Annotated in this window: 19 protein-coding genes; 9 read left to right on the forward strand and 10 right to left on the reverse strand. The window is 54.7% G+C overall.

Going from position 1 to position 24,363, the window contains the following annotated elements; translation table 11 throughout:
• Positions 1 to 7: 7 nt before the first annotated feature.
• Together ppdD and nadC are read right to left on the reverse strand one after the other, a co-directional pair.
• Positions 8 to 445, reverse strand: a complete 438-nt coding sequence (gene ppdD, locus AM379_RS11705; RefSeq protein ID WP_014168644.1) for a prepilin peptidase-dependent pilin — start codon at positions 443 to 445, stop codon at positions 8 to 10.
• Positions 446 to 618: 173 nt separating this feature from the next.
• Positions 619 to 1,512 carry a carboxylating nicotinate-nucleotide diphosphorylase gene (gene nadC / locus AM379_RS11710; RefSeq protein ID WP_032679628.1) on the reverse strand — a complete coding sequence of 298 codons (894 nt, stop codon included), beginning with the start codon at positions 1,510 to 1,512 and terminating at the stop codon, positions 619 to 621.
• An 87-nt stretch (positions 1,513 to 1,599) separates the two neighbouring features.
• Here nadC and ampD point away from each other — a divergent pair, with 87 nt between their 5' ends.
• Both ampD and ampE read left to right on the forward strand, forming a co-directional pair.
• On the forward strand, positions 1,600 to 2,151 hold the full coding sequence (gene ampD / locus AM379_RS11715; RefSeq protein ID WP_032679629.1) for a 1,6-anhydro-N-acetylmuramyl-L-alanine amidase AmpD: 552 nt from the start codon (positions 1,600 to 1,602) through the stop codon (positions 2,149 to 2,151).
• Between the two features lie 9 nt (positions 2,152 to 2,160).
• Positions 2,161 to 3,015 (forward strand): beta-lactamase regulator AmpE, encoded by an 855-nt coding sequence (gene ampE, locus AM379_RS11720; RefSeq protein WP_025205391.1) that lies wholly within the window; start codon positions 2,161 to 2,163, stop codon positions 3,013 to 3,015.
• An 18-nt stretch (positions 3,016 to 3,033) separates the two neighbouring features.
• Here the strand turns inward: ampE and AM379_RS11725 are convergent, their stop codons facing one another.
• The 3 genes from AM379_RS11725 to aroP form a co-directional block, all read right to left on the reverse strand.
• Positions 3,034 to 3,984, reverse strand: a complete 951-nt coding sequence (locus AM379_RS11725) for a glycoside hydrolase family 43 protein (RefSeq protein WP_014168648.1) — start codon at positions 3,982 to 3,984, stop codon at positions 3,034 to 3,036.
• Positions 3,985 to 3,994: 10 nt separating this feature from the next.
• A complete protein-coding gene (locus AM379_RS11730) occupies positions 3,995 to 5,392 on the reverse strand; it encodes a glycoside-pentoside-hexuronide (GPH):cation symporter (RefSeq protein WP_014168649.1) in 1,398 nt (465 codons plus the stop codon).
• A gap of 164 nt (positions 5,393 to 5,556) precedes the next feature.
• Positions 5,557 to 6,927, reverse strand: a complete 1,371-nt coding sequence (aroP, locus tag AM379_RS11735; protein WP_014168651.1) for an aromatic amino acid transporter AroP — start codon at positions 6,925 to 6,927, stop codon at positions 5,557 to 5,559.
• A 537-nt stretch (positions 6,928 to 7,464) separates the two neighbouring features.
• Between aroP and pdhR the strand changes: the two genes are divergently transcribed.
• The 4 genes from pdhR to lpdA all read left to right on the forward strand — a co-directional run bounded on the left by pdhR (position 7,465) and on the right by lpdA (position 14,549).
• A complete protein-coding gene (gene pdhR / locus AM379_RS11740) occupies positions 7,465 to 8,229 on the forward strand; it encodes a pyruvate dehydrogenase complex transcriptional repressor PdhR (protein ID WP_013095596.1) in 765 nt (254 codons plus the stop codon).
• 123 nt (positions 8,230 to 8,352) lie between these two features.
• Positions 8,353 to 11,016, forward strand: a complete 2,664-nt coding sequence (gene aceE, locus AM379_RS11745) for a pyruvate dehydrogenase (acetyl-transferring), homodimeric type (protein ID WP_014168653.1) — start codon at positions 8,353 to 8,355, stop codon at positions 11,014 to 11,016.
• 14 nt (positions 11,017 to 11,030) lie between these two features.
• A complete protein-coding gene (gene aceF / locus AM379_RS11750; RefSeq protein ID WP_025205387.1) occupies positions 11,031 to 12,926 on the forward strand; it encodes a pyruvate dehydrogenase complex dihydrolipoyllysine-residue acetyltransferase in 1,896 nt (631 codons plus the stop codon).
• A 198-nt stretch (positions 12,927 to 13,124) separates the two neighbouring features.
• Positions 13,125 to 14,549: a dihydrolipoyl dehydrogenase gene (gene lpdA / locus AM379_RS11755; RefSeq protein WP_020882589.1), complete on the forward strand. Its 1,425-nt coding sequence runs from the start codon at positions 13,125 to 13,127 to the stop codon at positions 14,547 to 14,549.
• A 52-nt stretch (positions 14,550 to 14,601) separates the two neighbouring features.
• On the opposite strand, the gene AM379_RS11760 is transcribed toward lpdA, so the two are convergent.
• Positions 14,602 to 15,393 carry a DUF2950 family protein gene (locus AM379_RS11760; protein WP_020882590.1) on the reverse strand — a complete coding sequence of 264 codons (792 nt, stop codon included), beginning with the start codon at positions 15,391 to 15,393 and terminating at the stop codon, positions 14,602 to 14,604.
• Positions 15,394 to 15,403: 10 nt separating this feature from the next.
• The gene (locus AM379_RS11765; protein WP_106503734.1) at positions 15,404 to 16,933 is read right to left on the reverse strand and encodes a DUF3300 domain-containing protein; all 1,530 of its coding nucleotides are present in this window, start codon (positions 16,931 to 16,933) and stop codon (positions 15,404 to 15,406) included.
• Between the two features lie 412 nt (positions 16,934 to 17,345).
• Between AM379_RS11765 and acnB the strand changes: the two genes are divergently transcribed.
• Both acnB and yacL read left to right on the forward strand, forming a co-directional pair.
• Positions 17,346 to 19,943 carry a bifunctional aconitate hydratase 2/2-methylisocitrate dehydratase gene (gene acnB, locus AM379_RS11780; protein ID WP_020882592.1) on the forward strand — a complete coding sequence of 866 codons (2,598 nt, stop codon included), beginning with the start codon at positions 17,346 to 17,348 and terminating at the stop codon, positions 19,941 to 19,943.
• Positions 19,944 to 20,131: 188 nt separating this feature from the next.
• Positions 20,132 to 20,494, forward strand: coding sequence for a protein YacL (gene yacL / locus AM379_RS11785; RefSeq protein WP_014168659.1), 363 nt, complete (start codon positions 20,132 to 20,134; stop codon positions 20,492 to 20,494).
• A 31-nt stretch (positions 20,495 to 20,525) separates the two neighbouring features.
• Here yacL and speD read toward each other — a convergent pair whose 3' ends face one another.
• The 3 genes from speD to AM379_RS11800 form a co-directional block, all read right to left on the reverse strand.
• Positions 20,526 to 21,320 carry an adenosylmethionine decarboxylase gene (gene speD, locus AM379_RS11790; protein ID WP_014168660.1) on the reverse strand — a complete coding sequence of 265 codons (795 nt, stop codon included), beginning with the start codon at positions 21,318 to 21,320 and terminating at the stop codon, positions 20,526 to 20,528.
• Complete coding sequence (gene speE / locus AM379_RS11795) at positions 21,321 to 22,190, reverse strand: polyamine aminopropyltransferase (protein ID WP_014168661.1); 870 nt, start codon at positions 22,188 to 22,190, stop codon at positions 21,321 to 21,323.
• A gap of 116 nt (positions 22,191 to 22,306) precedes the next feature.
• Entirely contained in the window at positions 22,307 to 22,654 is a 348-nt protein-coding gene (locus AM379_RS11800; protein WP_014882582.1) for a YacC family pilotin-like protein, read from the reverse strand.
• Between the two features lie 145 nt (positions 22,655 to 22,799).
• On the opposite strand from AM379_RS11800, the gene cueO reads away from it, so the two are divergent.
• Entirely contained in the window at positions 22,800 to 24,359 is a 1,560-nt protein-coding gene (gene cueO, locus AM379_RS11805; protein WP_106503735.1) for a multicopper oxidase CueO, read from the forward strand.
• Positions 24,360 to 24,363 lie beyond the last annotated feature (4 nt).

The raw sequence follows: 24,363 nt of genomic DNA on the forward strand, positions 1-24,363 counted from the left end.
CCGCTCCTCAGTGGGTGTCGAAGCGGAAAACGTCTTCACAGGCCTGCTTGAGCGCGCTGTCGGTACCGATGTTGCAGTCACGCGTCCACCCCGTCATGCCGTTGCCGTCACTCCATTGTGGCGTCATGACCACCTCCAGCCCGTTAAGGCTCTCCTGGCCGGTTAAGGTCACGACGCCTTTCGCCACGTTCATGCCTGAAACGTAGCGGGTAGTGGTGGGGGACGGGATGCCATTACTGCCTCCGTCACAGCTCTCCACGCCGCCGTGATCCAGGGCGCAAAGCTCAATGGCGGTACGGTAGGGAATGAAGGTTTGCAGCATATCGGTCAACGCTGCTTTTCGCAGGTAGTTCTGGTACGCGGGAACGCCGATGGCGCTCAGAATGGCAATAATGCCGATCACCACCATCAGCTCAATGAGTGTGAATCCTTGTTGTCTGTCCATGTCTGCTCCTTACGTTAAGTAGGGCTACTCTGGCAGTGAGACAGCGCAGAAACGAGGGGCAAAAAAAGGAACGTGAAGGGGCTTTCAGGGAATTCGTGGCGTGTTGCAGGGTAGGGCAATGGTTTTGCGAGCGGGAGTGAATTTCCCCTCTCCGCAACGAGAGGGGAGGATCATTATTTGAAGCGCATCGAGAGGTCGAGGGCGCGAACGTGCTTGGTCAGCGCCCCAACGGAGATGAAATCAACGCCGGTCTCGGCGAATTCACGGATCGTATCAAACGTCACGTTGCCGGATACTTCAAGCTGGGCTTTGCCGTTAGTCAGTTTTACCGCCTCGCGCATCTGCCCGGTTTCGAAGTTATCAAGCATGATGATATCGGCGCCGGCCTTGATAGCCTGCTCCAGCTCCTCCAGGTTTTCGACTTCCACTTCGACGGGCACATCCGGATGCAGCCAGAAGGCTTTTTCGACCGCCTGACGCACGGATCCTGAGGCAATGATATGGTTCTCTTTAATCAGGAACGCGTCAGACAACCCCAGACGATGGTTTGCACCGCCGCCACAGAGCACCGCGTATTTCAACGCAGTGCGCAGACCCGGTAGCGTTTTGCGGGTATCCAGCAACTGCGTGCGGGTACCCGCCAGCAGGTCAACGTAGCGACGCACTTCGCTTGCCACGCCGGACAACGTCTGCACAAAGTTCAGCGCAGTTCGTTCGCCGGTCAGCAGTACGCGGGAAGGTCCATCAAGTTCGAACAGCGGCTGATTTGCCGTAATCGCATCACCGTCGTCGACATGCCAGGTGATCTGCACCTCATCGCCTGCCAGTTGGGTAAAGACCTCTTCAACCCAACGCTTACCGCAAAAAATACCCTCTTCGCGCGTAATAATGACCGCATGTGAGCGAGTCTCTTTTGGCAATAATTGTGCGGTAATATCCCTGTCGGCGCTGACGTCACCACCCAGATCTTCTTTCAGGGCATGGGCAACGCTTGCCGGAATATCCATATTAATACGTTCCAGAAGCGCTTCACGTCGGTTGTCGGGGTTGTAACGGCGAGGCGGCATGATAAAACTCCAAATTGGTAACGAATCATAATATTGAAACATGCTACTCTGAACCGAGTAACAGCACCATACATAAGGAGTTCCAGCATGTTGTTAGAAAACGGATGGCTGGTGGATGCGCGGCATGTGCCCTCGCCGCACCACGACTGCCGCCCGGAGGATGAAAAGCCCACACTGCTGGTTGTTCATAATATCAGTCTCCCGCCGGGTGAGTTTGGCGGCCCGTGGATCGACGCATTATTCACGGGGACCCTGGATCCTGATGCCCATCCTTTCTTTGCTGAGATTGCGCATCTGCGCGTGTCGGCTCACTGTCTGATCCGTCGAGACGGCGAAGTGGTTCAGTACGTCCCTTTTGATAAGCGTGCCTGGCATGCCGGCGTGTCCCTGTACCAGGGACGCGAACGCTGCAATGATTTTTCCATCGGGATTGAGCTGGAAGGCACTGACACCACCCCCTACACCGATTCACAGTATCAACAGTTGGTGGCTGTAACCCAAACGCTGATTGGGCTCTATCCCGCGATAGCCGGGAATATTACGGGACACAGCGATATTGCTCCGGCGAGAAAAACCGATCCCGGCCCGGCTTTTGACTGGCCCCGGTTTCGCGCCATGCTTACCGCGTCGTCAGAATAAGGAGATAACATGACGTTGTTTACCATGCTGCTGGTTATCATCGCTGAACGCCTGTTCAAACTCGGTGAGCACTGGCATCTGGATCACCGGCTGGAGGTGCTTTTCCGCCGGATTAAACATTTTTCCATGCTGCGCACGCTGCTGATGACCGCTGGCGTGATGGTTATAACGTTTTTACTGCTGCGTTCGCTTTACGGCCTCTTTTTCAACGTGCCGCTGCTGGTGGTGTGGATCCTGCTTGGCGTGCTCTGTATTGGCGCGGGCAAAGTGCGTATGCACTACCACGCCTATCTGAAAGCCGCATCCCGTGACGATGCCCATGCGCGGGGCGCCATGGCGAGCGAGCTGACGATGATCCACGGCGTGCCGCCGGATTGCGATGAGCGTGAATTTTTGCGCGAACTGCAAAATGCGCTGCTGTGGATCAACTTCCGTTACTACCTGGCACCGCTGTTCTGGTTTGTGGTGGGTGGTCCGTGGGGACCGGTACTGCTGATGGGCTATGCGTTTCTGCGCGCCTGGCAGACCTGGCTTGCCCGTTACCTTACCCCGCATGAACGTTTATTGTCGGGAATCGATGCCATTCTGCATGTGCTGGACTGGCTCCCGGTACGTCTGGTGGGCGTCGTTTATGCGTTAATTGGCCACGGTGAAAAAGCGCTGCCAGCATGGTTTGCTTCGCTTGCTGACCGCCACACGTCTCAGTATCAGGTGTTAACACGTCTGGCGCAGTTCTCGCTGGCGCGTGAGCCGCATACCGACAAGATTGAAACGCCGAAAGCGGCCGTCTCCATGGCGAAGAAAACGTCGTTTGTGGTGGTCGTGGTCGTGGCGTTGCTGACCATTTACGGCACGCTGGTCTAAGCCAGCGCGCCGTACCGGTCAGAGCGTATCAGCAGGCGGGATGCCAAAGTCAGGCATCCCGTTTTCGTCCCAGCGCACGTGTTTCAGACGCGTGTGACGATTCGGGTCATAGAGCGGGTCGCCTTCAATCTCGGTGTAGTTTCGCGCGTGGTAGACCAGCACGTCCTCTCCCTCCGGCGTTTGCGTAAAGCTGTTATGCCCGGGCCCAAACTGACGATTCTCGACGCTGGTTCGGAAAACCGGACGCGACGCTTTATGCCAGTTCGCCGGATTTTGCGGATCGGCATTCATGTCTATCCACAGTAACCCCATGCAATAGTTCTCATCCGTAGCGCTGGCGGAGTAGCTGATAAACAGCTTATCTTCGTGAAACAGCACTGCCGGACCTTCGTTGACCCAAAATCCGCGGCACTCCCAGTCATACTCCGGTTTACTGAGCATCACCGGCTCGCCTTTGAGCGTCCACGGATTCGCCATTTCGCACAGATAGAGGTTGGAGTTTCCGGCGATATCCGGGGCTTTTTGTGCCCACAAATACCAGCGTTTTCCCTGATGAACGAACGTGGTGGCGTCCAGTGCGAAGGTATCGAACGGGGTGGTAATCTGGCCTTTCTCGATCCACGTCCCGGTGAGGGGATCGTGGTCCGCACACTCCAGCGCAAACATACGGTGCTGGAACATACCGAGGCTGTCCAGCGCCTGGGTATGGGTGGCGGCAAAATAGATATACCACTTACCGTCAATGTGGTGCAGTTCCGGTGCCCAGATCAACTGGCTCATCGGCCCGGTCTCCGGTTTACGCCAGACCACGACCTCTTCGGCATCGCGTAGTCCTTCCAGGGAGTCGGCGCGGCGGATCTCGAGCCTGTCGTACTGCGGCACGGAGGCGATAAAGTAGTACAGCCCCTCGTGGTGCAGAATGTAGGGGTCGGCACGTTGTTCAATAAACGGGTTTGGCCAGGTGTGCATTCGGCTTTCCTTATTTCGTCTCAGCGGCTTTGAGTTCCTGATAATTATTCAGCTCGCGATAATTGTTGCGACGCTTCTCGAGGTCTTCCTGGATCTGCTTCATCGTTTCGCGGTCAACCTTCAGCAGACGTACCACGCCTGCGGTAATGAGATACCCGACGCCCGGAATCACGGTAAACAGCAATACAATGCCGTTGATGGCATCCGGACTTTGCGCTTTCGCCCCCGCGTCATAACCGTACCAGGAGAGCAGGAAACCAACCATCGCACCGGCAATCGCCAGCCCCAGTTTGAGGAAGAAGATGTTACCGGAGAAGCTGATCCCGGTGATGCGCTTACCGGTTTTCCACTCACCGTAGTCATCGACGTCGGCCATCAGCGACCAGTGCAGCGGAGACGGGATCTGGTGCAGGATGTTCAGCAGGAAGTAGAGCACCACAATGGTGACCGTGGCTTTCGGATCGAAGAAATAGAAGGCGCAGGAGAAAATCGCCAGCACGATGTTGGTCCAGAAGAACACTTTCAGCTTACACCAGCGGTCGGTGAGGACTTTCGCCAGCATACTGCCGAGCATCATGCCAACCACGCCCAGGCTAATAAACAGCGTGGCGAAATGGGTACTCTGGCCCATAACCCAGGTCACGTAGTACATCGTGGCCGCCATGCGGATAAAGCCCGGGCACACGTTGCACAGGGTCAGCAGCAGAATGCGCACCCACTGGTCGTTCTTCCACACGTCTTTCAGGTCGTTTTTCAGCTCGTCATGAGTCTGTACCGCCGGGCGTACACGCTCGCGAACGGTATAGAAGCAGAACAGGAACATACCGGTACCAATCAGCGCCAGCACGGTCATTGCCATCTGGTAGCCTTTGGCTTTGTTGTCACCACCAAACCAGTCGGCCATCGGTAACAGCGTCAGCGACAGCAGCAGCGTGGCGATACCTACCAGCACAAAGCGATAGGACTGGCAGGCAACACGTTCCTGCGGATCGTTGGTAATCACGCCGCCTAACGAGCAGTAAGGAATGTTGATTGCCGTATAGGTTAAAGAGAGCAGGAAATAGGTGACGAAGGCATAGATAACTTTGCTGTTGTAGCTCCACTCTGGTGTGGTGAACATCAGGATGCTGAACAGCGCATAGGGAAAGGCAATCCACAGCAGCCATGGACGAAACCGGCCATATTTACTGCGGGTACGGTCGGCGATGGCCCCCATAATCGGATCCGTTACGGCATCAATTACGCGGACAGACAGCAGCAGTACGCCGACCAGTGCAGGCGCCAGACCAAAAATATCGGTATAAAAATAATTAACAAACAACATGATGGCGCCAAAGATGATGTTGCAACCTGCATCGCCCATCCCATAGCCGATCTTTTCTTTTACTGACAGTTTAGCGTTATCCATAGACTGCTCTCCGGGTTACGGTATGGAGAGAATTATTTGCTGGCAAACGAATATATGCGTTGCAGTATCAGGGCGGTGATATGGATAAATGCGCTGTTGGCGTGAAACTGTGAGGGAGGTAACAACACGCGGTACCTGCAAAACGCAGATACCGCGGGGGAGACTTAGTGAGCTTTCAGGGCGTTGCGGCTTTTCTGGCTAAACAGATAGCCGATACCAAGAACGGCAACCCAGACTGGGATCAGGTACACCGAGATTGCCATACCCGGGGTCAGCAGCATGATGACCAGCACTCCCGCCATAAACAGCAGGCAGATCCAGTTGCCCAGCGGATAGAGCAGGGCAGGGAAGCGAGTCTTCACGCCCTGCTGATGCTTGGCACGGCGGAACTTGATGTGTGCCAGGCTGATCATCGCCCAGTTGATAACCAGGGCAGAGACCACCAGCGCCATCAGCAGGCCAAACGCCGATTCCGGTGCCAGATAGTTAATCAGGACACACAGCGCCGTTACGATCGCCGAAACGATGATGGTGTTCACCGGAACGCCACGCTTATCGACGTTGAGCAGCATCTTCGGCGCGTTACCCTGCTGGGCCAGGCCGAACAGCATACGGCTGTTGCAGTATACGCAGCTGTTATAGACCGACAGCGCCGCCGTCAGCACCACGATGTTGAGCGCATTCGCCACGACGGTATCGCCCAGCTCGTGGAAAATCAGGACAAACGGGCTGGTGTCTGCAGTAACGCGCGTCCACGGCAGCAGAGAGAGCAGAACGGCCAGTGAGCCCACATAGAAAATCAGAATACGGTAGATAACCTGGTTGGTCGCTTTCGGGATGCTCTGTTCCGGGTTGTCAGCTTCAGCTGCGGTGATGCCGACCAGCTCCAGACCACCAAAGGAGAACATAATGATTGCCATCATCATCACGAGGCCCGTCATGCCGTGAGGCAGGAAGCCGCCCTGTTCCCAGAGGTTGCGTACCGTGGCCTGCGGGCCACCGTTGCCGCTAAATAGCAGCCAGCCGCCAAAGATGATCATCGCCACGACGGCAACCACTTTGATGATGGCAAACCAGAACTCCATCTCACCGAAGACTTTAACGTTGGTGAGGTTGATGGCGTTAATAATGACGAAGAAGGCCGCAGCAGAAGCCCAGGTGGGGATCTCCGGGTACCAGAACTGAATGTATTTCCCGACGGCGGTCAGTTCAGCCATGGCAACCAGAACGTACAACACCCAGTAGTTCCAGCCTGACGCGAAACCGGCGAAACTGCCCCAGTACTTATAGGCAAAGTGGCTGAAAGAGCCCGCAACCGGCTCTTCAACGACCATTTCACCTAACTGGCGCATAATCAGAAAAGCGATAAAACCGGCAATGGCGTAACCCAAAATAATGCCGGGACCGGCAGACTGGATAACGGATGCACTTCCCAGAAACAGTCCAGTGCCAATAGCACCGCCCAGTGCGATTAGCTGTATATGGCGGTTCTTCAGACCGCGCTTTAGCTGATCGCCGTGCTGTTGAGCTTCCATTTGAAACCTCGTGTGTGGTTGTTATGTTCACGCGACGCGTGTGTAATTATGAATATCCGTTTTCTGTATTTATTTCTTTACAGTCAATGAGACCGAAAAAAGCGGAGATGTCTTCCGTAAGCGCCAGAATAGTGGTAAGCGCCAGCGATTGCACCTGCTTTATGACGGGGCGATGACGAGTTGAATAAAAAGAAAGCATTTGTAAATCACCCCGCTAACCCTTCTTACCCCAACCTATAGAATAGAAATGCTCCGTAAGTGGGCAAAATTTCATATTTTGCGTTGTTGAATCGCTTCAGACTGCAAAAACCCTCGTTTCATTAAGGTTAAAACTCCCACTAAGGGAGTAACTAACTCATTTGTGCGAAGTTACATTTCTGAAACGTTATTTCTGTAAGGTTGTTAAAATGTGCAGGGTTTACTGATTTCAATCAAAACCAATATGGACAGAAGGTGAATACTTTGTTACTTTAGCGATACGAACTTGAAATTGGTAAGACCAATTGACTCCGGGCAAAAAGGCGTAAGACAGGGAATATGGCCTACAGCAAAATTCGCCAACCAAAACTATCTGATGTGATTGAGCAGCAGCTGGAGTTTTTAATCCTCGAAGGGACACTGCGCCCGGGTGAGAAACTTCCGCCAGAACGCGAGCTGGCAAAACAGTTCGACGTTTCACGTCCCTCTCTGCGTGAGGCGATTCAACGTCTCGAAGCAAAGGGCTTGCTGCTTCGTCGCCAGGGCGGCGGAACCTTTGTGCAAAACAGCCTGTGGCAGAGCTTCAGCGATCCGCTGGTAGAACTTCTCTCTGACCACCCAGAATCCCAGTTTGATCTGCTTGAGACCCGTCACGCGCTAGAAGGTATCGCGGCCTATTACGCCGCACTTCGTAGCACTGATGAAGATCGCGTGCGTATCCGCGAACTTCATCAGGCCATTGAACGGGCACAGCAATCCGGCGATTTAGACGCCGAGTCCAATGCCGTTGTCCAGTATCAAATCGCCGTCACCGAAGCTGCACACAATGTTGTGCTCCTCCATCTGCTACGCTGCATGGAGCCGATGCTGGCCCAGAACGTTCGTCAGAATTTTGAATTGTTGTATGCCCGTCGGGACATGCTCCCATTGGTAAGCAACCATCGCACCCGAGTATTCGAGGCGATAATGGCCGGGGAACCGGAGCAGGCGCGCGAAGCGTCGCACCGACATCTGGCTTTCATTGAGGAAATCTTGCTGGACCGCAGCCGTGAACAATCGCGTCGCGAACGTTCATTACGCCGCATACAGCAACGAAAGGATTAAGCGCCAGGGTTTTTTAGAGCGCGGCAACTAAACGCAGAACCTGTCTTATTGTGTTCTTGCCCAAGAGCACAATGGGACAGGTTCCAGACAAATCAACGTATTAGATAGATAAGGAATACCCCCATGTCAGAACGTCTCCAAAATGACGTGGATCCGATCGAAACTCGCGACTGGCTACAGGCGATCGAATCGGTCATCCGTGAAGAAGGTGTTGAGCGTGCTCAGTATCTGATTGATCAGCTGCTTTCTGAAGCCCGCAAAGGCGGTGTGAAGGTTGCTTCAGGTGCAGGGGCTAGCAACTACGTAAACACGATTGCCGTTGAAGACGAACCGGAATACCCGGGCAATCTGGATCTGGAACGCCGTATCCGTTCTGCAATCCGCTGGAACGCCATCATGACCGTTCTGCGCGCGTCCAAGAAAGACCTGGAGCTGGGTGGCCACATGGCGTCCTTCCAGTCTTCTGCGACCGTTTACGAAGTGTGTTTCAACCACTTCTTCCGTGCAGCTAACGAGAAAGACGGCGGCGATCTGGTGTACTTCCAGGGCCACATCTCTCCGGGCATCTATGCACGTGCATTCCTGGAAGGTCGTCTGACTGAAGAGCAGATGAACAACTTCCGTCAGGAAGTTCACGGTAAAGGTCTGTCTTCTTACCCACACCCTAAACTGATGCCAGAATTCTGGCAGTTCCCGACAGTATCCATGGGTCTGGGCCCAATCGGTGCTATCTATCAGGCTAAATTCCTGAAATATCTGGAACACCGTGGTCTGAAAGACACCTCTGAACAGACCGTCTACGCCTTCCTGGGCGATGGCGAGATGGATGAGCCAGAATCGAAAGGCGCAATCACCATTGCGACCCGTGAGAAACTGGACAACCTGTGCTTCATCATCAACTGTAACCTGCAGCGTCTGGATGGTCCGGTAACCGGTAACGGCAAGATCATCAACGAACTGGAAGGCATCTTCGCCGGTGCTGGCTGGAACGTGATCAAAGTGATGTGGGGTTCCCGTTGGGACGAACTGCTGCGTAAAGACACCAGCGGTAAACTGATCCAGCTGATGAACGAAACCGTTGACGGTGACTACCAGACCTTCAAATCCAAAGACGGTGCCTACGTTCGTGAGCACTTCTTCGGTAAATATCCTGAAACCGCAGCACTGGTTGCAGACTGGACTGACGAACAGATCTGGGCTCTGAACCGTGGCGGCCACGATCCGAAGAAAATTTACGCTGCACTGAAAAAAGCGCGTGAAACCAAAGGTAAAGCGACTGTAATCCTGGCCCATACCATCAAAGGTTACGGCATGGGTGATACCGCAGAAGGTAAAAACATCGCTCACCAGGTTAAGAAAATGAACATGGACGGCGTGCGTTATATCCGCGACCGTTTCAACGTTCCAGTGACCGATGAGCAGGTAGAAAACCTGTCTTACATCACCTTCCCTGAAGGTTCTGAAGAGCATAAGTACCTGCACGAACGTCGTCAGGCGCTGAAAGGCTACCTGCCAGCTCGTCAGCCTAACTTCACCGAGAAGCTGGAACTGCCAGCGCTGGAAGATTTCTCTCAGCTGCTGGAAGAGCAGAACAAAGAGATCTCTACCACTATCGCTTTCGTTCGTGCCCTGAACGTGATGCTGAAGAACAAGTCGATCAAAGATCGTCTGGTTCCAATCATTGCCGACGAAGCGCGTACTTTCGGTATGGAAGGTCTGTTCCGTCAGATCGGTATTTACAGCCCGAACGGCCAGCAGTACACCCCGCAGGACCGTGAACAGGTTGCTTACTACAAAGAAGACGAGAAAGGTCAGATCCTGCAGGAAGGTATCAACGAGCTGGGCGCCGGCGCATCCTGGCTGGCTGCTGCGACCTCTTACAGCACCAACAACCTGCCGATGATCCCGTTCTACATTTACTACTCCATGTTCGGGTTCCAGCGTATCGGTGACCTGTGCTGGCAGGCAGGCGACCAGCAGGCTCGCGGCTTCCTGATCGGTGGTACTTCTGGTCGTACGACCCTGAACGGTGAAGGTCTGCAGCACGAAGATGGTCACAGCCATATTCAGTCTCTGACTATCCCTAACTGTATCTCTTACGACCCGTCTTACGCGTACGAAGTGGCAGTCATCATGCATGACGGTCTGCAGCGCATGTACGGTGAAGCGCAAGAGAACATTTACTACTACATCACCACGCTGAACGAAAACTACCACATGCCGGCCATGCCAGCAGGTGCCGAGGAAGGTATCCGTAAAGGTATCTACAAACTCGAAACCGTTGCAGGTAGCAAAGGTAAAGTTCAGCTGCTGGGCTCCGGTTCTATCCTGCGTCACGTACGTGAAGCGGCACAGATCCTGGCGAACGACTACGGCGTTGGCTCTGACGTGTACAGCGTAACGTCCTTCACTGAACTGGCGCGTGATGGCCAGGATTGTGAGCGCTGGAACATGCTGCACCCAATGGAAACGCCACGCGTTCCATACATCGCTCAGGTGATGAACGACGCGCCTGCGGTTGCGTCTACTGACTATATGAAACTGTTCGCTGAGCAGGTTCGTACTTACGTACCGGCTGATGATTACCGCGTACTGGGTACTGACGGCTTCGGTCGTTCTGACAGCCGCGAAAACCTGCGTCACCACTTCGAAGTGGATGCATCTTACGTGGTTGTAGCAGCACTGGGCGAACTGGCTAAACGTGGCGAAATCGATAAGAAAGTGGTTGCGGACGCAATCACCAAATTCAACATCGATGCAGATAAAGTTAACCCGCGTCTGGCGTAAGAGGTAAAAGAAGAATGGCTATCGAAATCAAAGTACCGGACATCGGGGCTGATGAAGTTGAAATCACCGAGATCCTGGTCAAAGTGGGCGACAAAGTTGAAGCTGAACAGTCGCTGATCACTGTAGAAGGCGATAAAGCCTCTATGGAAGTTCCGTCTCCTCAGGCTGGCATCGTTAAAGAGATCAAAGTCTCTGTTGGCGATAAAACCGAGACTGGCAAACTGATCATGATTTTCGATTCCGCCGACGGTGCAGCAGCTGCTGCACCTGCGCAGGAAGAGAAGAAAGAAGCTGCTCCTGCGGCTGCTGCACCAGCAGCTGCTGCGGCAAAAGAAGTCAACGTGCCTGACATCGGCGGTGACGAAGTAGAAGTCACTGAAATCCTGGTGAAAGTGGGCGATACCGTTACGGCTGAGCAGTCCCTGATCACCGTAGAAGGCGACAAAGCCTCTATGGAAGTGCCGGCGCCATTCGCGGGTACGGTTAAAGAGATCAAGATCAACACCGGTGACAAAGTTTCTACCGGCTCTCTGATCATGATCTTCGAAGTGGCAGGTGCTGCACCTGCTGCCGCGCCTGCTCAGGCTGCTGCGCCAGCGCCGGCCGCTGCACCTGCTGCTGGCGGTGCGAAAGATGTCAACGTACCTGACATCGGTGGTGACGAAGTTGAAGTCACCGAAGTGATGGTAAAAGTGGGCGACAAAGTTGCTGCTGAACAGTCACTGATCACCGTTGAAGGCGACAAAGCGTCTATGGAAGTACCCGCGCCATTCGCGGGTACCGTTAAAGAGATCAAAATCAGCACCGGCGACAAAGTGTCTACGGGCTCTCTGATCATGGTCTTCGAAGTGGAAGGCGCTGCGCCAGCTGCTGCTCCGGCAGCCGCTGCTGCACCAGCACCTGCCGCTGCACCGGCTCAGGCGGCTAAACCTGCTGCTGCCCCTGCTGCAAAAGCAGAAGGTAAATCTGAGTTCGCTGAGAACGACGCTTACGTTCACGCTACGCCACTGATTCGTCGCCTGGCGCGCGAATTCGGTGTAAACCTGGCGAAAGTGAAAGGGACTGGCCGTAAAGGTCGTATCCTGCGCGAAGACGTTCAGGCCTATGTGAAAGACGCGGTGAAACGCGCTGAAGCTGCCCCTGCTGCTGCCGCTGGCGGCGGTATCCCGGGCATGCTGCCATGGCCGAAAGTGGACTTCAGCAAGTTCGGTGAAATCGAAGAAGTGGAACTGGGTCGTATCCAGAAAATCTCTGGTGCCAACCTGAGCCGTAACTGGGTGATGATCCCGCACGTTACGCACTTCGACAAAACGGATATCACCGATCTGGAAGCGTTCCGTAAACAGCAGAATGCCGAAGCTGAGAAGCGTAAACTGGATGTGAAATTCACCCCAGTCGTCTTCATCATGAAAGCCGTTGCTGCGGCGCTTGAGCAGATGCCACGCTTCAACAGCTCCCTGTCCGAAGATGGCCAGAAGCTGACGCTGAAGAAATACATCAACATCGGTGTTGCGGTTGATACGCCAAATGGTCTGGTTGTTCCGGTCTTCAAAGACGTGAACAAGAAGAGCATCACTGAGCTGTCCCGTGAACTGACCACCATCTCCAAAAAAGCGCGTGATGGTAAGCTGACTGCCGGCGAAATGCAGGGCGGCTGCTTCACTATCTCCAGCATCGGCGGCCTGGGTACTACCCACTTCGCACCGATTGTTAACGCGCCGGAAGTGGCTATCCTCGGTGTGTCCAAGTCCGCGATGGAACCGGTATGGAATGGCAAAGAGTTCGTGCCGCGTCTGATGATGCCAATCTCTCTGTCCTTCGACCACCGCGTGATCGACGGTGCTGATGGTGCGCGTTTCATCACCATCATCAACAACACCCTGAGCGACATTCGCCGCCTGGTGATGTAATCGAAAAGCCGGCCAGTCGGCCGGCTTTTTTCTGTTAATCTCATGTGGTCTGTGAGGTTATTGGCGAAAAGCGACAATTCGTGAGCCGTTTGTTGTTTCAAAATTGTTAACAATTTTGTAAACTGCGGGCGGATAGAACGTCCCGGTGGATGAAGGGCGACAAGTACCTGGACCGCCGGAAATCAATAAGAGGTCATGATGAGTACTGAAATCAAAACTCAGGTCGTGGTACTTGGGGCAGGCCCGGCGGGTTACTCTGCTGCCTTCCGTTGCGCTGATTTAGGTCTGGAAACCGTAATCGTAGAACGCTACAACACCCTCGGTGGTGTTTGCCTGAACGTAGGCTGTATCCCTTCTAAAGCTCTGCTGCACGTTGCGAAAGTTATCGAAGAAGCCAAAGCACTGGCTGAACACGGTATCGTCTTCGGCGAGCCGAAAACCGATATCGACAAGATTCGTACCTGGAAAGAGAAAGTTATCACTCAGCTGACCGGTGGTCTGGCAGGTATGGCCAAAGGCCGTAAAGTGAAAGTGGTAAACGGTCTGGGTAAATTCACCGGCGCGAACACCCTGGAAGTGGAAGGCGAAAACGGCAAAACCGTTATCAACTTCGACAACGCGATCATCGCTGCGGGTTCCCGTCCAATTCAGCTGCCATTCATTCCACATGAAGATCCACGCGTGTGGGATTCCACCGATGCGCTGGAGCTGAAATCCGTACCTAAGCGTATGCTGGTTATGGGTGGCGGTATCATCGGTCTGGAAATGGGTACCGTGTACCATGCGCTGGGTTCAGAGATCGACGTGGTTGAAATGTTCGACCAGGTTATCCCGGCTGCCGATAAAGACATCGTTAAAGTCTTCACCAAACGTATCAGCAAGAAATTCAACCTGATGCTGGAAACCAAAGTGACTGCCGTTGAAGCAAAAGAAGACGGTATTTACGTTTCCATGGAAGGCAAAAAAGCCCCTGCCGAACCACAGCGTTACGACGCAGTGCTGGTGGCTATCGGCCGTGTGCCGAACGGTAAAAACCTCGACGCGGGCAAAGCAGGCGTGGAAGTGGACGACCGTGGCTTCATCCGCGTTGACAAACAGCTGCGCACCAACGTGCCGCACATCTTTGCTATCGGCGATATCGTCGGTCAGCCAATGCTGGCGCACAAAGGTGTTCACGAAGGTCACGTTGCCGCTGAAGTTATCGCCGGCATGAAACACTACTTCGATCCGAAAGTGATCCCATCTATCGCTTACACCGAGCCAGAAGTGGCATGGGTGGGTCTGACTGAGAAAGAAGCGAAAGAGAAAGGCATCAGCTACGAAACCGCCACCTTCCCGTGGGCTGCTTCTGGCCGTGCTATCGCTTCCGACTGCGCAGACGGTATGACCAAACTGATCTTCGACAAAGAGACTCACCGTGTGATCGGTGGTGCGATTGTCGGTACCAACGGCGGCGAGCTGCTGGGTGAAATCGGTCTGGCTATCGAAATGGGTTGTGACGCTGAAGACATCGCGCTGACTATCCACGCTCACCCGACTCTGCACGAGTCTGTTGGCCTGGCGGCAGAAGTGTTCGAAGGTAGCATCACCGACCTGCCTAACGCGAAAGCGAAGAAGAAATAAGTTTCTTCATGATTGCGAAACGCCTCCTCCGGAGGCGTTTTTTTTGCCTGCGTTATGGGGCGACCGGTTGCCAGGTGTGATCCAGGTGATAAGCAGGTAACGCCTGCGCTTTCTTCTCTGACTCGCTGCCGAGGTCCGACTGGTACACCTTGTCGGTCTGGTTTATTACAAAGCTCATCACGCCCGTCTGGCCGTAGCTGACTGGCCAGGCCACCATGGCAAAACCATTTTTATCCGGCAGGATGCGAAAACGGTAGCCGTGATAGCCAGTGCCGGGTTCTTTCGGGCTGAAGGCCGGACCGAGTGGGCTGGGGGCTTCGCCGGGCGAGGCCGGCCAGTATAAGCCGTCTTTTTTGCCGGCTGAGCTGACAATCTTCTGCGCATATTTCTGGTTCAGCGCAAAATAGCTTTGCTGTGCATCCACATACGCGTGCAGCGCCTCGATGGCGGCGAGCTCGTTGCGGCCAATCTCGCGGGTCAGGATCTCTTCCGCCCCTTCTTTGATATCAAATTGCCAGCCAGAGGCGGTTTTGATCACCGGAATCGGTAGCTGCCAGTCGCTGTCACCGACCACAAGATGTGCCTTATTCCCGTCAACGACCGTATTGTGCCGCACTTTCCAGTCGCGCAGGAAGCGATCCACGGCATCAGGATCCACCCCTTCCGGCGGCAGGAAATCACGCCAGTTCTCACCGAGCAGGGTGTTCATCGCGCTTTCATTTTGCTCACTGATGGCGCTGGCCAGCGCATCGGTTGCCTGGTCTGGCGTGCTGAAAGATTGCTGCGCCATTGCGGCGGCCGACAGCATGAATAACGCGATCCCACTGAGTAATTTGCTTTTCATGTCGGCTTCCTTAACGGTGACGGAATTCACGGTGTTCAGCACGCCCGGTAGACATCTGGCGCGGTTGCTGATGGCGGGCAGCCTGTTGCCGGCTCTGGGCACCTCGCTGCTGCTGGGCTTGCCAGTTGGCGGAACGACTGTCGTTACCGCTGAGCGCATTGGCGCGCGGCTGGCTACTCCGCGCAGGCTGCGAAACCCGTTTCTCTTGCCTTTGCGTGGTGGTCGGGCGGCTGTCTCGCGTCTTAGCGGCTGTCCGCTGTGCCGTTTGCGGTTTGGTGTCGTAGCCCCGGTAGTTGTTGCGCTGGGAAATTTGCTTCAGCTGGGCGGTTGACGCCTGACGCTGTGCATCTTTGGTGCCCGGACGCGCGGTCTGCGGGAAGGTTTTTCCCGTTGATTTCTCCATCTGGCTCAGCGCAGCCTGCCGTTGGCTGTCCCGGTTGATCGGTTTTTGCTGCGTTGCGCTTAGCCCCGTTGCCGTGTTCGTTGAGTGGAAGCGATTGTTGAGCGTGTTGGTGGGATAGGGCACTCCTTCACGATAGGCCGGGTTATGCTGCCAGGTGCGGTTGGCGTCCGTCAGGCGCTGGCCACTGATTTTATTAAAGTTCTCAACGTTGATATTGATGTTGTTATCACCGTTGCGGTTATAACCGCCGTGGTGATCCCAGTCGTCATCATGGTGGTGATCCCAGTCATCGTCATCATCCCAGTCGATGTTGCTGAAAATAGCGTAGGTGGTCGCCACGCCCAGGCTGAACCCTAAGCCTTTGACCAGGCTGTCCGTAAACTGCTCTCCCGGGGAGGGCGGTAAATAGACGGGCGGATAAGCGGTGTTCGGCCAGGTGCCATACACGGTATTCGGGTTGTAGGTGGGAACGTAAACCACCTGCGGGTCGGCGGACTCAATTTTAATGACCGTCGGGGCTGACGTCGTGGCGGTGCTTGTTGTCTGGCCGGTGGCCGTTTTCGCCGGGGCCGGTTTTGTCTCGGTGGTGACCGTTTGCTGCGGTGTTGATTGCAATGCACCGGTTTGCTGCGCCAGCAAACGCAGACGTTGCACGGAATCCATCACATCTTTCGGCTGCGCGAGAAACGCGTCGCCCAGGCTCTGCACCCAGGGTGGATTTTCGCCCATCAGGGACATCAACTGAGGAAACGCCACCAGTGATTTCACGCTCGGATCCCAGGGTTGATTCGCCACGGCCTGAATGGCGGCATCGCCCTGCAGTTTAGGGTTGTCTTTTGACCACTGTGCCGCCTGGATGACGTTGGCCGGGTAAGTCGAAGCCATCAAAATTTGCGATAGCAGGGCATCCGGGTAGAGCGCGATGGGGGCAACCCACTGATCAATTTGCGCGGCCGTGTAGGCTGGCGCGACGACCGGTGCTGGCTGAGCGGCAGGCGGCGCAGCCGGTTGTTGTGCGACGGGGGCAGGAGCCACAGGCTCCGTTGCGCGGCTTTTAACGAACATGACGCCTGAGGCGGCAAACAGCCCGGCACTGCACAGAAGGACAAGCAGTTGTGGCTTAAAGGGCAACTTCATAAAATGACTCCAACGAGACAAGCGCTGTGCCGTGAGGCGTTACGGTTGGCGTGAGTATCAATCACCCGTCTTTTACTGTTTTGACTTTTGTGGGGAATCATCCGGTACGTCCGGATAAAGAGTGTGAGTATTTATTACACAATTATATCGGATGGCTGAAATGCCGCCGGAATATTCAGAAGGTCGCACTCACGGTTTTTGCAGTCAGAATTCGTTGCACCTGCCCGCTACACCATGCTTAACGATTCAGCAAATTTTTTAATGTTGCTTTTTTGTAAACGGATTAACACTGTGCAGAAATCCTGCTATGCTGCCCGACGCGGTATCGGGCATTTACCCTACAAACTGCTGTCTCACAGGAGCGTGAAGAGAACGCCCGCCGCATATGACAATGAGAGCGAGGAGAACCGTCGTGCTAGAAGAATACCGTAAGCACGTAGCAGAACGTGCCGCCGAGGGAATTGTACCCAAACCTTTAGATGCAACCCAAATGGCCGCGCTCGTCGAGCTGCTGAAGAACCCGCCTAAGGGCGAAGAAGAATTCCTGTTAGATCTGTTGATCAACCGTGTACCGCCTGGCGTAGATGAAGCTGCCTACGTAAAAGCCGGATTCCTTGCCGCCGTCGCCAAAGGCGAAGCAACCTCCCCACTGGTTACTCCTGAAAAAGCTATTGAACTGCTCGGTACCATGCAGGGTGGCTACAACATTCATCCGCTGATTGACGCACTGGATAACGACACGCTGGCACCGATTGCCGCCAAAGCGCTCTCCTCAACGCTGCTGATGTTCGATAACTTCTACGATGTGGAAGAAAAAGCCAAAGCCGGCAACGCCTACGCGAAACAGGTTATGCAATCCTGGGCCGATGCCGAATGGTTCCTGAACCGTCCTGCACTGGCTGAAAAAATCACCGTTACCGTCTTCAAAGTGACCGGTGAAACTAACACCGATGACCTCTCTCCGGCACCGGATGCGTGGTCTCGTCCTGATATTCCTCTGCACGCGCTGGCGATGCTGAAAAACGCCCGTGAAGGTATTGAGCCGGATCAGCCGGGCAGCGTTGGCCCGATAAAACAGATCGAAGCTCTGCAGGAAAAAGGTTTCCCGCTGGCATACGTCGGTGACGTAGTGGGTACCGGTTCGTCCCGTAAGTCCGCGACCAACTCCGTACTGTGGTTCATGGGCGATGACATCCCTCATGTGCCTAACAAACGTGGCGGCGGACTGGTGCTGGGCGGCAAAATTGCGCCAATCTTCTTCAATACCATGGAAGATGCGGGCGCACTGCCGATCGAAGTGGATGTCTCTAACCTGAATATGGGCGACGTGATTGACGTTTACCCGTTCAAAGGTGAAGTGCGCAACCACGAAACCAACGAACTGCTGGCGAGTTTTGAGCTGAAAACCGACGTGCTGATTGACGAAGTGCGTGCCGGTGGCCGTATTCCGCTGATCATCGGTCGTGGCCTGACGACCAAAGCGCGTGAAGCGCTGGGTCTGCCGCACAGCGACGTGTTCCGTCATGCGAAGGATGTGGCGGAAAGCAATCGTGGTTACTCCCTGGCGCAGAAAATGGTGGGTCGCGCCTGCGGCGTCGCCGGTGTCCGTCCTGGCGCGTACTGCGAACCGAAGATGACCTCCGTGGGGTCTCAGGACACCACTGGCCCAATGACCCGTGATGAATTGAAAGACCTGGCGTGCCTGGGCTTCTCTTCTGACCTGGTGATGCAGAGCTTCTGTCACACTGCCGCGTATCCGAAGCCGGTTGACGTGACCACGCACCACACGCTGCCTGACTTCATCATGAACCGTGGCGGTGTGTCGCTGCGTCCGGGTGACGGTGTTATTCACTCTTGGCTGAACCGTATGCTGCTGCCTGATACCGTCGGTACCGGTGGTGATTCCCATACCCGTTTCCCAATCGGTATCTCCTTCCCGGCGGGCTCGGGGCTGGTGGCGTTTGCTGCTGCGACCGGCGTGATGCCGCTGGATATGCCAGAATCGGTTCTGGTGCGCTTCAAGGGCAAAATGCAGCCGGGTATCACCCTGCGTGACCTCGTGCATGCTATCCCTCTGTATGCCATCAAACAGGGTCTGCTGACCGTTGAGAAGAAAGGGAAGAAAAACATCTTCTCTGGCCGTATTCTGGAAATTGAAGGTCTGCCGGATCTGAAAGTCGAGCAGGCATTCGAACTGACCGATGCGTCCGCGGAGCGTTCTGCTGCTGGCTGTACCATCAAGCTGAACAAAGAACCGATTATTGAGTATCTGACCTCTAACATCGTGCTGCTGAAGTGGATGATTGCAGAAGGCTACGGCGACCGTCGTACGCTGGAGCGCCGTATTCAGGGCATGGAAAAATGGCTGGCGGATCCACAGCTGCTGGAAGCCGATGCTGACGCAGAATACGCGGCAGTGATCGACATCGATCTGGCGGATATCAAAGAGCCAATCCTGTGTGCACCGAACGATCCGGACGATGCGCGTCTGCTTTCAGACGTTCAGGGCGACAAGATCGACGAAGTGTTCATCGGATCCTGTATGACCAACATCGGCCACTTCCGTGCCGCCGGTAAGCTGCTGGATACCCACAAAGGCCAGCTGCCAACGCGTCTGTGGGTGGCTCCGCCAACCCGTATGGATGCGGCTCAGCTGACCGAAGAGGGCTACTACAGCGTGTTCGGTAAGAGCGGTGCGCGTATCGAAATTCCTGGCTGTTCCCTGTGTATGGGTAACCAGGCGCGTGTGGCTGACGGTGCGACGGTGGTTTCCACCTCTACCCGTAACTTCCCGAACCGTTTAGGTACCGGTGCTAACGTCTACCTGGCCTCTGCGGAGCTGGCGGCGGTTGCGGCACTGATTGGTAAACTGCCAACGCCGGAAGAGTACCAGACCTTTGTGGCTCAGGTGGATAAGACGGCGGTAGATACCTATCGCTATCTGAACTTCGACCAGCTCTCTCAGTACACCGAGAAGGCTGACGGGGTTATCTTCCAGACGGCGGTATAAACAGCTAAACCGTCTTCACGGAGGCGGTTTTGTGTTTGCACCCTCTCCTGTGGAGAGGGACGAGGTGAAGGCATCAGACCGCAAGGTCTTGCTCTCACCTTTTTATTTTCATTCCTCCTGCCTCCCACGCTTTTTTTCTTCCTCTCTGCTGCGATAATTAGCGTAATGGCTTTGCAGAGGAAAATACTATGGATTACGAATTTCTGCGCGACATCACCGGAGTGGTGAAAGTGCGTATGTCGATGGGCCACGAAGCTGTTGGACACTGGTTCAACGAAGAGGTGAAAGAGAATCTCGCCCTTCTGGACGAAGTTGAACAGGCGGCAAATACGGTGAAAGGCAGTGAACGCTCCTGGCAACGTGCCGGGCACGAATACACGCTGTGGATGGATGGCGAAGAGGTGATGGTGCGTGCCAACCAGCTTGAATTCTCCGGTGATGAGATGGAAGAGGGGATGAGCTACTACGATGAAGAGAGTCTGTCGCTGTGCGGCGTAGAAGACTTTTTGCAAGTCGTGACGGCGTACCGGGCGTTCATGAAACAGAAATAGCACACCGGAGCGTCCTTGCTCCCAGCGCGGCTTACACGGTCGGAATATTGCGGCCGTAGTAGATTTCGCGCATCTCTTTCCAGAGCAGGTCAGTAATGGCCTTGCGCTCTTCTTCGCTTAAATCTTCTGGTCGGGTATGGAACATGTAGTGCTTAAGGTCGAACTCCTTAAGTAACATCTTGGTATGGAAGATATTTTCCTGATACACGTTCACATCCATCATGTCATACAGCGACTTCATGTCGTCGGACATAAAGTTCTGAATGGAATTGATCTCGTGATCGATAAAGTGCTTCATGCCGTTAATGTCACGGGTAAAGCCTCGCACGCGATAATCAATCGTCACGATATCGGATTCCAGCTGGTGGATTAAATAGTTCAGCGCGTTCAGCGGGGAGATCACGCCGCAGGTCGACACTTCGATATCGGCACGGAAGGTACACAGACCGCCTTCAGGATGGCTCTCCGGGTAGGTGTGCACGCAGATGTGGCTTTTATCAAGATGGGCGACGACCACTTCCGGCAGCGGGCCCGGATGTTCTGTTTTATCGATAAGTTGAGGGTCGACCGGCTCTTCGCTGACCAGAATCGTGACGCTGGCACCCTGAGGTTCATAATCCTGACGGGCGATATTCAGGATATTCGCGCCGATAATCGAACAGGTTTCTGACAGGATCTCGGTCAGACGGTTGGCATTGTAGAGTTCATCGATATAGGCGATGTAACCATCGCGTTCTTCCGCTGTTTTGGCATAGCAGATATCGTAAATACAAAAACTCAGGCTTTTGGTCAGGTTGTTAAAGCCATGCAGTTTAAGCTTTTTCAATTAGCTCACCCCCTTAGTGGATAATGCGTCTTGCAGGTACTGCGGTAAGGCAAACGCTGCGGTATGAACTGCCGGATTGTAGTAACGGCACGTAAGACCGGCCTGGTGGAAGCGGGCCTGAATAATTTCGGTGGAAAGATGGCGCAGTACGTCGTTATCCGTCGCCCAGGCAAAGGTCATGATCCCGCCGTAGTACGTCGGAATAGCGGCCTGATAGAAGCTGACATCGCCAAAATAGGTGCTCAGCTTGCGGTGGCTGTCGAGGGCTTCATCCTGTTGCAGGAAGCAGACGCCGTTTTGTGCCACGAAAATCCCGCCCGGCTTCAGGCAGCGCTTGCAGCCTTCGTAGAAATCGGAGGTAAACAGCGATGCGCCGGGACCGATCGGGTCGGTACAGTCGGAGATAATAACGTCGAAGGTCTGGGTCGTCTGATTAACGAAGTTAACCCCATCATCAATGACCAGACTGAAGCGCGGATCGTCATAGCTACCGGCGTTATGGTTCGGCAGGTACTGACGACAGAAAGAGACCACGCCGGCATCAATTTCCACCATCGTAATGGTTTCGATGGATTGATGGCGGGAGACTTCACGCAGCATTGCGCCATCACCACCACCGATAATCAGAACATGCTTCGCATGCCCGTGTGCCAGCAGCGGAACGTGGGTCATCATCTCATGATAGATAAACTCGTCGCGCTCGGTCGTTTGCACGACACCATCCAGCGCCATCACGCGGCCAAAGGCGGCATTCTCGAAGATGATCAGATCCTGGTGATCGGTTTTCTCATGATAGAGCACGTTATCAACGGCAAAGTACTGACCAAACTGGTCATGCAGTGTTTCATGCCACAACGTGTGGTCGGCCATACGCGGACTCCTCCTTTGTTAACATCCGTTACGCTCACAAAAAATGAGCGAAACATGATAGCTAACTATAACCGTGGTTGCACGGCTATAGGTTCAACAAGGGGGCGTCGGGAAGGTTATTTCACGTAGGCGAGCAGGCTGAGTGAATCGCGAGCCAGCGCTTTGCATTTTTTGGCGGTAGGGATACCAATACCGCTTAAATCGCGGTAGCTGTCTTCGCCGAGCGCCTTCATGTCGAAGCTATCGTAGTTGCTGAGATCCCATTGGTTTTGCTGGGCAAAAAAGACCAGTGCGCGACGAATCTGCCCGTTGGGCAAATTCTGGTAACCACAATCGTTTTTCAGAAAGACAAAAACTGCCGTCAAATCGGCCATATCTTCCGCTTCATTTTCACTCAGCGCGTAACTGTTCGCACACATCGCCATCAGGCTACCGAACAAAATTGTTCTGAAAAACGTCTTCATTGCTTCTACCACTGCATCACGGAAAATTAACGTTAGCATACTTGATGCCAGGCCGACGATCTTTATTATTGCCGCTTCACTTGACCTTCCGGTAAGGGGAGGGTTTATGCTCAAAAGATCGCCTGCTGGAAATAAGGAAATGAACATGCAACGCCGTGATTTTTTAAAATATTCCGTTGCGCTTGGCGTAGCCAGCGCTTTACCGCTGTGGAGCCGCGTGGCTTTTGCGGCCGACAGACCTGCCTTACCGATCCCTGATTTACTCACCGCGGATGCCCGTAGCCGCATCCAGCTAGTTGTCCAGTCCGGTAAAACGACCTTCGGCGCACACAGTGCGACAACGTGGGGTTATAACGGCAATCTTCTCGGCCCGGCACTTCAGTTACGTAAAGGGAAAGCGGTGACGGTGGATATCCATAACACGCTGGCTGAGGAGACCACGTTGCACTGGCACGGACTGGAAGTGCCGGGCGAGGTGGACGGGGGGCCGCAGGGCATCATAAAACCGGGCGGTAAGCGAAGCGTGACTTTTACCCCGGACCAGCGCGCCGCGACCTGCTGGTTCCACCCCCATCAGCATGGCAAAACGGGCCATCAGGTGGCGATGGGGCTGGCGGGGCTGGTGCTGATCGAAGATGACGAAAGCCGTTTGCTGCGCCTGCCCAAACAGTGGGGCATCGACGATGTGCCGGTCATTGTGCAGGACAAAAAATTCACCGCTGACGGGCAAATTGATTATCAGCTGGACGTCATGAGCGCGGCGGTAGGCTGGTTTGGCGACACCCTGCTGACCAACGGTGCCATTTACCCGCAGCATGCGGCACCGAAAGGCTGGCTGCGCTTACGCCTGCTCAACGGCTGTAACGCCCGCTCACTGAATTTCGCCACCAGCGATAAACGCCCTCTGTACGTGGTCGCAAGCGACGGGGGGCTGCTGCCTGAACCGGTGAAGATGGATACGCTACCGATGCTGATGGGGGAGCGTTTTGAGGTGCTGGTGGATATCAGCGACGGCAAACCGTTTGACCTGGTCACGCTACCGGTCAGTCAGATGGGAATGGCGGTTGCACCCTTTGATAAGCCGCACCCGGTGCTGCAGATCCAGCCGCTGCAGGTCACGGCCTCGGGCATGCTGCCGGATACCCTGACCACGCTCCCGGCGCTACCTTCTCTCGAGGGCCTGATCCAACGCAAGCTGCAACTGTCCATGAACCCGATGCTCGACATGATGGGCATGCAGGCACTGATGGCGAAATATGGCAATCAGGCGATGGCGGGTATGCACCACGGAGAGATGATGGGCCATATGAATATGGACCACGGTAAAATGGGCGGCATGGGGCACGGTGGCCACGATTTCGATTTCCACAATGCCAACATGATCAACGGCAAAGCGTTCGACATGAACACGCCAATGTTTGCTGCCACAAAAGGGCAGTTTGAACGCTGGGTGATTTCAGGCGAAGGCGACATGATGCTGCACCCATTCCATATTCACGGCACCCAGTTCCGCATCCTTTCTGAAAACGGTAACGCGCCACAGGCGCATCGCGCGGGATGGAAAGACACCGTCAGGGTTGAAGGTGGCGTCAGTGAGGTGCTGGTGAAATTTGACCACGAGGCACCGAAGGCGTTTGCCTATATGGCGCACTGCCATCTGCTGGAGCATGAAGATACGGGCATGATGCTGGGGTTCACGGTTTAATATC

This window comes from Enterobacter cloacae complex sp. FDA-CDC-AR_0132, from assembly GCF_003010695.1.
Lineage (GTDB): Bacteria > Pseudomonadota > Gammaproteobacteria > Enterobacterales > Enterobacteriaceae > Enterobacter > Enterobacter ludwigii.